General features: G+C 51.4%; 2 protein-coding genes. Both read left to right on the forward strand.

Annotated elements, in window-relative coordinates:
• Positions 1-3: 3 nt before the first annotated feature.
• On the forward strand, positions 4-2,286 hold the full coding sequence (locus KHS78_RS22420; RefSeq protein ID WP_211825494.1) for a type I secretion C-terminal target domain-containing protein: 2,283 nt from the start codon (positions 4-6) through the stop codon (positions 2,284-2,286).
• Between the two features lie 253 nt (positions 2,287-2,539).
• Positions 2,540-12,176 (forward strand): Ig-like domain-containing protein (locus tag KHS78_RS04475; protein WP_211825496.1); only part of this gene is annotated, 9,637 nt, incomplete at its 3' end.

Raw genomic sequence — 12,176 nt, forward strand, 5'->3', positions numbered from 1 at the left:
TTCATGGTGGATGAACCTTCAAGGGATTCCGGTCAGTTGCAGGAGGCAGCACAACCGGGCAGTAATTCTGAGATGGTTGACAGACAAACGAACCTGAAAGGTGATGAGCTTCAGGCATCGATTGCTGACCCGCAGTCTGTGCCTGCTGCCGTAGCGGAGCAACCGACTGCAGGTCTGGCGCCGGGCTTAGAGCCGCTGGCAGACCCCCTACCTGATGAGTTTTTCCCAACAACCGATGCTATTCCAGCATCAGAAAAATACAAGGAAGAAGAGCTTCTTTCGGCTATCCCTTACGCTGAGACAGAGATGCCAGAGTGGCAGGACGAATCATTCTCTGCGGAACAGAACCGGCATTATGACGATATGGAAAGCCGGGGGGCTCAAAAGGCTTTGCTGTCTGAACAAAGTGCAGTGATTGACTGGTATAAAAAATCAGAAACACTGATGCTGCCGGCGCATGAAGAGCAGACAGAAATACTGGATTTCAATGATGACCCCGTTCTCCGCTTGACTGCTGACCACCCAGTTGAAAGCCGCCATCCGGAGAATCGTGAAGAAAGTAAGCGGGTTCTGGCGTTGCTGGATGAGATTGACGCCATTGGCATAAAGACACATGAGCGTGAACAGGAAACTGAAAATCCGGGCGACAATATTCAGGCGCTGAGTCAGTTTCAGCAGGAAGAACCCCCCTCACAGAGCGCTGTCGAGCGTGCATTAAAGGCGCTCAGCAAAAGCATCAGCCTTGGGGAGGATGGTCGATACTTTTTTGCACCCAGCGACTTTGGATTAGGCACGGAGAGCACTGGCATTGAATATACTGTCAGAATTGCACAATTACCGGCACTGGGCATCCTGGTTCTTGACGGTGAAATTGTTCAGGCTGATCAGGCTATTGCGGCATCGTCTGTTGGCGACCTTGTGTTCATTCCAGCAGCCAATGCCCATGGGGATGACTACGCCAGCATTCGCTATACCGTCAGTGATGGCAGTCAGATCAGTGCGCCTGCCACACTGAAGATTCAGGTGGCTGCCCGGAGTGATGACCCGGAGGCTGACGCCAGAACCCTGGCTACGACAGAAAACGCTAGCCATCAGTTTACTGCGGATGATTTTGGCTTCAGGGATGCGGATGCCGGGGATACCCTGCAGGCCATCACGATCAAGTCGCTGCCAGTAACAGGTTCTTTGACGTATGACGGCGCGTCGGTCTACGTGAATCAGGTGATTCAGGCCAGTGATATTGAAAAACTCCTCTACACAGCACCGTCGGTCAGTAGTGATCGAAGTGCCAGTTTTGAATTTACTGTGAGTGATGGCAGCGCTTCCAGCGAACAACAGACATTTGATATCGCCGTGCAGAACCGTCAGTGGATGTCAGATAACCTGCTGACCGACCCTGGAGCTTCTGACTGGCGGATGAGTAACTGGGATCGTGAAGGTTCGTGGACAACATTACCTTTCGGGGGACACGATAGCATTACCGGTCAGTGGCAGGGCAACGGCGTTGCCAGCAAGTCCCAGACAATTAATCTTCTGACCAAAGGGTACAGTGCCGAGTACCTGGATACAGCGCCGGATATTACTGTTCAGGACTGGTTTGTCTCCACCAGTAGCGCGTATTCCGCCCGGTACCAGATGCAGGTTGAATTGTTAGATGAATACGGCAGCGTGATTCATAGTTGGCAATCATCAAGCGTATGGGCGACGTGGAGTTGGAATACTGTCCACCATACCTTGCGGGATTATGGGGAAGGACTCAGAAGCATCCGGTTCACGCATGGGGGGAATGGACGCGGCGTGGTCGTGGATGATACCTCTGTACAAATCGAGGATCCGACTGTCGCAGGCACTGTGGATGACGATATTCTTCGAGGGGCGAGAAATAACGATATCCTGGTAGGGGATGCCGGAGACGACATCCTTTATGGTGGTTTTGGCAACGATACCCTGCTGGGTGGTGCTGGTGCGGATACCTTTGTTTTTGAGCAGGGAGATCAAACCGAAACCTCGATACCGACGGTGGATACGATCCTGAATTTCAGCCTGTCGGAGGGCGATGTGCTGGATCTCAGTGATATGCTGATTGGCGAGTCTGCTGAATCTATTGATGCCTACCTGGATCTGGCCACGGTCAATGGGAATACGGAAATATCGGTAAAGGACCGGGCGAATGGGCAAACGGTTCAGAAAATCGTTCTGGATGGTGTCGATCTTTCGTCGCTGGGCTCTGAATCCGAGATTATTAATAATTTATTGAATAACGGTAATTTGAATATCGACCATTAGTTATTTTTAATAAAAATATTTTTTTACTTTCTAATGGTTATTTGTTTGTAATTATTGTTTTTGCTTTTTAGTTGAAAGGTTTTTTTATTTTGGCTTTTTGTTTTGATTGTTATTTTTGACGTTTTTAAATTGGCTTTATCAAAAAAACTAAAATTAGAGATGGTCTTTACAGGTTTTCCCGGGAGTATTCGGGGTTAAACCGTTACTAAGGAAATAATGGTCGAAATGCTTATTTCGATAACAAGGAGTTGTTATGGCGGATGAACCATCAAAGAGTACCGGGGATGCACCAGATCCCAATTCCCCCGGTGGTCATTCCGAGAAAGCTGATGGTCAGGCTGAAAAAAAACCGGGTGATGAGCTGCAGGCATCGGCAGGGCCTGCAGGGCCATCAGCATCACGCTCAGCAGAACCGGATGCTTTTCCCCCCGTTAACGATCATCAGCCTGGTGGCGCTGAGCAATCGGCTCTGCCTGGCAATGCTGAACCGCAGGTTCCCGTAGATAACCCGGAGATACAGAAAGCACTGCGACAGGAAGAGCAGCAGGCAGCCATGGGGTATCCGGAATCGGGCTTTCAAAACCATCAGGACAACTGGGTCTATCGGTCTGAGCCGGATGCAAATCCTCCAGCAGCGGAACAAGAGCCTGAACGGAGTGGTTCGTTATCTGATCAGGGGCGGCAGGATAGTCCCTTAAGCAGCAGCCAGCTTTCAGAGACTATCCTGTTACCGGATCCGTTGGCATTGCCAGACCCCCTGTTGTTGCCAGAGGATGCTGATACACCTCTGGAAGACATTGATATTGAGGCTAGCCGAGAAGACAAAAGTCAGAAAGAAGAGGAGCGAATGACCGCTCTTCTGGTGGAAATTGATGACATTGGCATCAACGATAATGATGATCAGGCGCCTGACGAAGAACCCTCCACAAAGAATACGGTCATGGTTAACCATGCACCGGTGGCTGTGGATGATTTCGGGACACTGAGTGAAGACGGCATTTTCGCGGTTGATGTTGTTGCCAATGATACCGATCAGAACAGTAACGACCAGCTAACCATTCAGCCTGGGTCTGTCACGCTATTATCTGCCCGTGACGGTGATGGCAATACCATATCTTTGGATACTGCGCGGATTATTCAGAAAGGCAACCGGGTTGAATTTGATCCCGGGCAGGATTTTGATTTTCTTACTGTTGGTGAAACCGCCAGAGTACAGATCAGTTATACGGTTCAGGACAACGCCATGCAGTCTGAAACAGACGATGGCATTCTGTCACTGACTATCACGGGCGTAAAAGAAACCGCACGGGCAGAAGATGTACAGTTAGATGCTGCTGATGATCAGTCGGCTATTGTAGGTACTTTTTCTGCCGTCGAGAAGTTTGATACCAACCCCTATCATTTTCGAGTGCTTCGTCAACCTGATGAAGGCCATGTGACTAACAATCAGGATGGTACGTTCAGCTTTGAGCCAGGTGATGATTTCAGGGATCTGGCAGACGGTGAAATACGACAAATAACGTTTACATACGAGGCTGTGGATGAAACCGGTGCACCCAGTGCGGCACCTGCCACGGTGATACTGACGGTGACTGGTACCAATGACCGACCGGTTGCGGAAGTGGTGAATGTTAGTCTTCCCGCTGAAGACAATGCGGCAGTAGCCGGGCAATTCAGGGCAACCGATGCGGATACAACCGACAGACACAGTTTCAATATCCTGAGCCAGCCTTCTCAGGGCACCGTGATCAATAATCATGACGGAACCTTCAGTTTTGCTCCCGGTACAGATTTCGAGGATCTGTCGTATGGCGAAACAAGGCAGGTAACGTTCACTTATGAAGCGGTGGACGATTCAGGCACGGCTAATGCGCGCAGTGTACCTGCAACGGTTGTATTGACAGTGACGGGTACCAATGACCAGCCGGAAGCACTGGTTGTTGCAATCACCAACGCCGTTGAAGATGGCGCTGCAGTAACAGGTAGCTTCAGTGTCAGTGACGTTAATGTCCTTGATACCCATACCTTTACTGTCCTGACGCAACCGCTGGAAGGTCAGGTCATCAATAATAATGACGGTACCTTCAGTTTTACCCCTGGTTCTGATTTCCAGGATCTCGCCGCGGGTGAAACCCGGCAGGTGACATTTACCTATGCGGCGGTAGATAGCTCGGGTGCGGAAAATGCTATCAGTGAGCCTGCTACGGTAACCGTTACAGTGACGGGAACGAATGACAGACCTGTTGCGAATGATCTTTCTTTTACACAGGGAGCGGCTGTCAGTCCAACCGTCTCAGGCAGGTTCTCTGCCCTGGATTGGGATACATCCGATATTGTCACATTTAACCTGTTGAACCAGCCGGCACAGGGAACTGTCACTAATCATAATGATGGTACCTTCAGCTTTGATCCAGACGGTGCTTTTGATGACTTAGCCTCTGGTGAAACACGACAAGTAACGTTTACATATGAGGCAGTTGATGACTCTTCAACTGCAAATGAGCGCAGTGAAGCTGCCACTGTCACAGTCATTGTCACTGGTACCAATGAGGCTCCTGTCGCCAGTATTGATACTGGTGAAGGGCATGAGCACGAAACCCTGCTGCTCAATGTTTTGGCGAATGACAGCGATCCCGATCATAACGACGATGCCGCCAGCTTTTCATTAGACGCCGTGCAGGTTGTTGATAACAATGGTGATCCGCTTACTGGTAACGGCAGTGTGCGGGTCATCAATAATCAGCTCGAATTCAATCCTGGCAATGATTTCAACCACCTGGCGGCCGGTGAAACGGCAACAGTCACGGTTCGTTATGTGATGTCAGATGATGAAGGAGCCAGTGACGAGTCCACTGTCACGATCTCCGTCACAGGTACGAACGATGCGCCTGTCGCCAAAGCGGACTATCCGATCAGCGAAGAAGGCCTTATTCCGTCCCTGGTATCTGCCAGTGATCAGGGCATTCAGGTTACCAGCAGTGGAGAGGCGTCTAGTCATTTTTCTGCCTGGAAAGCCATGGATAATGTTGACGCGCACGCTGCCAATAACTCGAATTCCTGGGCGACAGCAGGCAGTTCGGGCTGGTTGCAGGTTGAGTTGCCGGATGCTCACAGCGTTATGCAGTACTCTCTTACGGGCATTGCACAAACGGTGGGCAGGGAGCCTTCTGAGTGGCAACTGCTCGCCAGTAATGATGGCGTCAATTTTGTCGTTATTGATACTCAAACCACTCAAACAGGCTGGGCTTCGAGAGAAACGCGTGCCTACACATTGTCTGAACCCGCTGAGTATCGCTATTTCCGACTCGATATTACCGACAACAATGGTGACAGTTATACCGGGATCGATGCGTTCCAATTATATGAGGGGACGAATGCGGAGTCTGTTGGCACAGAGCATGAGTTGCTGACAGTCGATGTGCTCGCCAATGATGTTGATCCCGATAACAACAGTGGATCCAGTACATTTACCCTGAACACGGTTGAGACTGTTGATGGTGATGGGAACCCTGTGACCGACCAGGGGGCTGTGACGGTAGTTAACAACCAGCTGCAGTTTGATCCAGGTAATGATTTTAATGCGCTGGCAGCCGGTGAGTCAGCAGTGGTTACCGTACGCTATGTCATGTCTGACGCAGGAGGAATGACATCAGCCTCAACAGCGCGCATTGTTGTTAAGGGCACTAATGACAGGCCTGTGGCAGAGCCTGTGTCTGTGACGACTGCCGTAGAAGACAATGGATCAGTCACGGGTAGCTTCAGTGCGACAGACCTTGATGCATCTGACTCACACACTTTCAACCTGTTGACCAGTCCTCAGGAAGGGGCAGTCGTCAACAACCATGATGGGACCTTCCGTTTTGATCCCGGTAACGATTTTCAGGATCTGTCGCTGGGTGAAACCCGTCAGGTCACGTTTACCTATGAAGCGATAGATAGTTCCGGGGAAGCCAACGCCGCCAGCAGCATTGGTACGGTGACAGTGACAGTCACGGGCGCTAATGATGGGCCTGCGGCTGTTGTTGACACAGAGCAGACGACGGAAAACAGCAGTGTCACTGTCGATGTTATTGACAATGATAGTGATATTGATAGCGCCGACACACTGAGTTTAAAGAGTGGAAGCAGCAGTATTGCCAGTGCTGTTGATCAGCAGAGTACAGCAATTACGTTATCCAGTGCCTCAGTCAGTCAGGTCGGGAACAGTATCAGATTCGATCCGGGAATGGATTTTGACTTCCTTGCAGATGGTGAGCAGGCAACCGTCACTGTTAACTACCAGGTGCAGGACAATCATGGCGCAACCGATCAAGGTTCATTAACCATCACGGTGACGGGGAGTAATGATGGCCCTGTGGCTGTTGCTGACAGTGGCAGCGTTTCTGAGGATAGCCTCCTGTTACTGAATGTCGTTACCAATGATACTGATGCAGATCGAAATGATTCCCTGACTCTGGAGCGCGTCACCATTGTTGATAACAATGGTGATCCGTTAACGGGGCAAGGCAGTGTCAGTATTGTTAATAATCAACTGCAGTTCAGTCCTGGCAGTGATTTTTCTTATCTGGCATCTGGAGAGACAGCGACGGTCAGCGTTCAGTACGACATTGCTGACAATGCCGGTGAACAGTCACAGGCAATCGCAACTATCACCGTAACCGGAACCAATAGCACACCGGAGGCGACAGCAGACATCAGTGGCGGACATGAAAATGAAGTGCTGATGATTGATGTTCTGGCGAATGATACGGATATCGATCATTCCGATACACCGGCTAATTTCTCACTCAACAGTGCGCGGGTTGTTGATGGAGAGGGCAATACGTTATCCGGACAAGGCAGTGTCAGTGTCGTCAATAACGAGTTGCGGTTTGACCCCGGTAGTGATTTTGATGTCTTGGCAACTGGCGAGACGGCAACAGTGACCGTGCGTTATGTCATGGCTGATGATGAAGGTGCTCTCTCAGAGTCAACCGTTACGATTACGGTCACCGGTACCAATGATACGCCTGTCGCCAGAGCGGATAGTCCGCTCAGTGAGGATGGCTTCATTCCTGTTCTCCAGTCTGGCAACGAACAAGGATATTCCATTACCGCCAGTGGCCAGCTGAGTGACAACTTTGCAGCGTATCAGGCGTTTGATCAGGTTGATGCTTCTGCGACGAACAATGTTAACTCCTGGGCAACCCAAGGCAGTTCAGGTTGGTTGCAGGTTGAGTTGCCTGAAACAACGAGTATCTTGCAGTACTCCATGAAAGGAATTGCACAGACGATAGGCAGAGAGCCATCGGAATGGCAGCTTCTAGGCAGTAATGACGGTGTCACTTTCACTGTGATTGACAGCCATTCTGCAGTGACAGATTGGTCGCCCAGGGAAACGAAACAATTCACGTTGTCTGCACCGGCAGAATTCCGCTTCTTCAAGATTGATATTACTGATAACAATGGTGACAGCTATACAGGGCTGGATGAATTCCAGTTGTATGAAGGTACCAATACAGACTCGGTAGGTACTGAGCATGATGTGCTAACCATTGATGTTCTTGCCAACGATAGAGATCCGGACCATAACGACAATGCAGAGAATATGGTTCTCCGCAACGTTGAGATTATCAATGATTCGGGCGATCCGATTTCTGGACAGGGTACGGCTACTGTCATCAATAACCAACTGCAGTTTGATCCTGGTAATCATTTTAACGCGCTAGCCGTGGGGGAAACCGCAACCGTAACAGTTCGCTATGTGGTCGAAGATGATGAAGGTGCCAGATCGGAATCAACAGCAACGATCACGGTTACAGGGACTAACGACAAACCCACGGCAGAAGTGGCGAGTATCAGTGCGACTGAAGATGGCGCAGCGGTAACGGGCAGCTTCAGTGCCACGGACGCTGATACCACTGATGCCCATACCTTCAATATCCTGACCCAGCCTGATGAAGGCTCAGTCACTAATAACGGTGACGGTACCTTCAGCTTTAATCCGAACAGTGAGTTCCAGGATCTGGCCGCGGGTGAATCCCGTGAGATCACGTTTACCTATGAAGCGGTGGATGATTCCGGTACAGCAAACGACACCAGCGAACCGGCTACAGTCACGATTACGATCACAGGCACTAACGATAAACCGACAGCGGAAGTGGTAAGCGTCAGTGCGACGGAAGATGGTGCAGTGGTCACGGGCAGCTTCAGTGCCACAGATGCCGATACTACCGATACTCACACGTTTAATATTTTGACTCAGCCCGATGAAGGCTCAGTCACTAATAACGGTGATGGCACCTTCAGCTTTAACCCTAACAGTGAGTTCCAGGATCTGGCTGCCGGAGAAACCCGCCAGGTCACGTTTACTTATGAAGCGGTGGATGATTCCGGTACGGCAAACGACACCAGCGAACCGGCTACGGTCACGATTACGATCACGGGCACCAACGACAAACCGACAGCGGAAGTGGCAAGCGTCAGTGCCACGGAAGATGGCGCAGCGGTCACCGGCAGCTTCAGTGCCACGGACGCCGATACCACCGATACCCATACCTTCAATATTCTGACCCAGCCCGATGAAGGCTCAGTCACTAATAACGGTGACGGCACCTTCAGCTTTAACCCGAACAGTGACTTCCAGGATCTGGCTGCGGGAGAAACCCGCCAGGTTACGTTTACCTATGAAGCGGTAGATGATTCCGGTACCGCAAACGACACCAGCGACCTGGCCACAGTCACGATTACGATTACGGGCACTAACGATAAACCGATAGCTGAGGTCGCGAGTGTCAGTGCCACGGAAGATGGTGCAGCGGTAACGGGTAGCTTCAGTGCAACAGATGCCGATACGACCGACACCCATACCTTCAACATCCTGACCCAGCCGGATGAAGGCTCAGTCACTAATAACGGCGATGGCACCTTCAGCTTCAGCCCGAACAGTGACTTCCAAGATTTAGCTGCGGGTGAAACCCGTCAGGTTACGTTTACCTATGAAGCGGTAGATGATTCCGGTACCGCAAACGACACCAGCGAGCCGGCCACTGTCACGATTACGATTACGGGTACCAACGACAAGCCAACCGCCGAAGTGGCGAGCGTCAGCGCCACGGAAGATGGCACAGCGGTAACGGGCAGCTTCGGTGCCACGGATGCCGATACCACTGATACCCACACGTTTAATATTCTGACCCAGCCCGATGAAGGCTCAGTCACTAATAACGGTGATGGGACCTTCAGCTTTAACCCGAACAGTGACTTCCAGGATCTGGCTGCGGGAGAAACCCGTCAGGTCACGTTTACCTATGAAGCGGTGGATGATTCCGGTACGGCAAACGACACCAGTGAGCCGGCCACAGTCACAATAACGGTGACTGGCACCAACGATGCACCGGTTGCTGTAGCTGATAGCGATACTGTTGCTATCAATAACACGTTAACAATAGATGTACTGGCGAATGACACCGATGTAGACAGTGATGACAGTACAGCGAATTTTTCTTTGGACAGTGTCTCAATTACGTCAATCGGTGATGTGGACGGTAGTCGTACTCTTAATGGGGGCACAGTATCTATTGAAAATAACCAGTTGAAGTATGTGCCTGGGAGTGACTTTGATTATCTGTCAGCAGGTGAAACGGCTACGGTAACCGTCACATATAACATGAGTGATGATGGAGGATTATCCTCTACGGGGACAGCTGTTATCACAGTTACAGGGAGTAACAGCCAGCCTGTAGCTGAAGCCGTGAGTTTGGATACACCCGTTGAAGATGGTTCTTCAATATCCGCGAATTTCCGTGTCACCGATGAAAATCAGAGTGATACCCACACCTTCAATATCCTGACCCAGCCGAATGAAGGCACGGCCACCAATAACGGTGACGGCACCTTCAGTTTCAATCCGGGCAGTGAGTTCCAGGATCTGGCCGCCGGAGAAACCCGTCAGGTCACGTTTACTTATGAAGCAGTAGACGGTTCCGGTACCGATAATGCGACCAGTGAAGCGGGCACTGTCACGGTAACGGTCACCGGTACGAATGATAAGCCGACTGCGGAGGTCGCCAGTGTTAGTGCGACCGAAGATGGATCAGCGGTAACCGGCAACTTTGGTGCTACGGACGCGGATACGACCGATACCCATACCTTCAACATTCTGACCCAGCCGGAGGAAGGGTCGGTAACCAATAACGGTGACGGCACCTTTAGCTTTAACCCGAACAGTGACTTTCAGGATCTGGCCGTGGGTGAAACCCGTCAGGTTACCTTTACTTATGAAGCGGTGGATGATTCCGGTACGGCAAACGACACAAGCGAGCCTGCTACGGTCACCATTACAGTGACAGGCACCAATGATGCGCCTGTCGCTGTGGCTGATACGGGCAATGCTGCCACCGTGGGCACAACGCGACTGGATGTACTGGGTAACGATACTGATGTCGACAGTGATGACGATGCCTCCAACTTCAGCCTGGATGGAGTGAGCATTACTGGCATTGCGGACAGTGATGGCAGTCGTACCACTAATGGCGGCTCTGTCAGTGTGGTGAATAATCAGCTGGAATTCGATCCGGCGGGGGATTTCGATTACCTGGCCATTGGCGAGAGTGCAACGGTCACTGTCAGTTACACCATGCGTGATGACTCAGGAGAGACATCAACAGCCACTGCAACGATCACTGTCAGTGGTACCAACAGTCAGCCGGTGGCCGAACTGGTCAGTGTTGATACGGCGGTGGAAGATGCGGGTGCCGTTTCCGGTAGTTTCAGTGCGACGGATGCAAACTTAAGTGACACACATACGTTTAATCTCTTGACCCAACCGGATGAAGGCACGGTCACCAATAACAACGACGGCACATTCAGCTTTAGTCCGAGCAGTGATTTCCAGGACTTGGCTGCCGGAGAAACCCGTCAGGTCACGTTTACCTATGAAGCAGTGGACAGCTCTGGCGAGGGTAATGCGACTAGCGCAGCGGCCACGGTCACGATTACGATCACAGGTACCAACGATAAGCCAACCGCCGAAGTTGCGAGTGTCAGTGCGACCGAAGACGGTGCAGCGGTAACCGGCAGCTTCGGTGCCACGGACGCCGATACCACTGATACTCACACGTTTAATATCCTGACCCAACCCGATGAAGGCTCAGTCACTAATAATGGTGATGGCAGCTTCAGCTTTAACCCGAACAGTGACTTCCAGGATCTGGCCGCGGGAGAAACCCGTCAGGTTACGTTTACCTATGAAGCGGTGGATGATTCCGGTACGGCAAACGACACCAGCGAACCGGCCACCGTCACGATTACGATCACAGGTACCAACGACAAGCCAACCGCCGACGTTGCGAGTGTCAGTGCAACCGAAGATGGCGCAGCGGTAACCGGCAGCTTCAGTGCCACGGACGCCGATACCACGGATACTCACACGTTTAATATTCTGACCCAACCCGATGAAGGCTCAGTCACCAATAACGGTGACGGCACCTTCAGCTTCAACCCGAACAGTGACTTCCAGGATCTGGCTGCCGGAGAAACCCGTCAGGTCACGTTTACCTATGAAGCGGTGGATGATTCCGGTACGGCAAACGACACCAGTGAACCGGCCACGGTCACGATTACGATCACGGGCACCAACGACAAACCAACCGCCGAAGTGGCGAGCGTCAGTGCGATCGAAGATGGTGCTGCGGTCACGGGCAGCTTCAGTGCAACGGACGCCGATACCACCGATACCCATACCTTCAATATTCTGACACAGCCCGATGAAGGCTCAGTCACTAATAACGGTGACGGCACCTTCAGCTTCAACCCGAACAGTGACTTTCAGGATCTGGCTGCGGGTGAAACCCGTCAGGTCACGTTTACCTATGAAGCGGTGGATGATTCCGGTACGGCAAACGATACCA

Origin of the sequence: Kistimonas asteriae, assembly GCF_018263925.1 — a bacterium.
In the GTDB taxonomy this organism is placed as follows: Bacteria; Pseudomonadota; Gammaproteobacteria; order Pseudomonadales; family Endozoicomonadaceae; genus Kistimonas; species Kistimonas asteriae.

Excerpts from the sequence above, each read along its gene's own strand:
- KHS78_RS22420 (WP_211825494.1), top strand. The coding sequence starts at position 4 with ATGGTGGATGAACCTTCAAGGGATTCCGGTCAGTTGCAGGAGGCAGCA.